This window comes from Muribacter muris (assembly GCF_001038205.1).
Lineage (GTDB): Bacteria > Pseudomonadota > Gammaproteobacteria > Enterobacterales > Pasteurellaceae > Muribacter > Muribacter muris.
Map to the genome: position 1 here is coordinate 1 of NZ_JWIZ01000051.1, position 1,048 is coordinate 1,048.

Sequence of the window (1,048 nt, forward strand, 5' to 3'; positions counted from 1 at the left end):
TAATCGCATAACTCCCCGATGCCTCCGACCAGCTTTTGTTAATCATCATCCAGCCGTTACCACTGCCGTTAAGTAGCGCCTTGGTGGATAACCCCATCACACTTTCTTCGGATAATTCTGAAGGGCGTGCATCTTGATAACTTACCGGACCGCCAGTCATATTTGAGCGCAGATTAACTTGCCGTGCCGGTAATACGTTGCCTTCGTGGTAAACTTTATGGGTGCTGACATAGAAATCTTTATTCGCCATCACCTGATTACCTAACAAAAAAAGCCCGGTGCCGTGGTTTTGGGCATACCACACCGCAGTATTGGACGTCGTAGAGGGAAATCCCAAATAAAATCCGCCGCCGCTAGGGCGTTGCATTCTCAACATCGGTTGTGCGGCATTAATCGTTAATTCCCCTGTCATTGTATCGCCCGCTTTCGCCACATAATGCATACGGACATAGTCTTGGACGCTGTCCATCACATCTTCGGGGGCAGCACTCCAATCGCTGCGGCGGTGTCCTTTTTCAAACTTAATGTCGGTCAGATAAATATCAAACGGCTGCTCACGCACTCCGCCTATCATTAAATGAAAACCGGTTTTATTGTCTAAATCCGCTGAGGTAAACGACCACACATAGGTTTGAGGTGTAGTGGTTATCGCAATCGGGCTTGACCATACCTGCGGGTTGTTATTTGGGATTTGATGCACCGCAAGCTGTAACTTGGCATTCTCACGCAATGAATAGGCTTTAAACGACAGGGTATATCTTGTATTCGGCTCAAAGGTTGCAACCGTTTGTGCAATCCCCCGATAAAGCTCACGGTTATCGGTTGTCAGCCGTACCCATTTTTTATTATGTGCCGTCTCAACACGGCGGGTACAGTCTCCCCAGTTTTGCCAGTGAGCTAACGCATTTTCAAAGCGCCCGTTGCGCAGGTAATTACGCCCGCCGACAGACAGGGCGTCCAGCTCATCTTTTAACGCCTTACCCTGTGCGGCAGTTAGGGCTTGCGTGGTACTGGTTGAAGTGAGAGTATTATTAAGCTGTACAAGACC

The 1,048-nt window shown here is 48.8% G+C and carries 1 protein-coding gene; it reads right to left on the reverse strand.

Features of this window, described 5'->3' with window-relative positions; genetic code table 11:
* On the reverse strand, positions 1-1,048 hold a 1,048-nt coding region (locus RO21_RS08200), incomplete at both ends, for a carbohydrate binding domain-containing protein (RefSeq protein ID WP_047977311.1).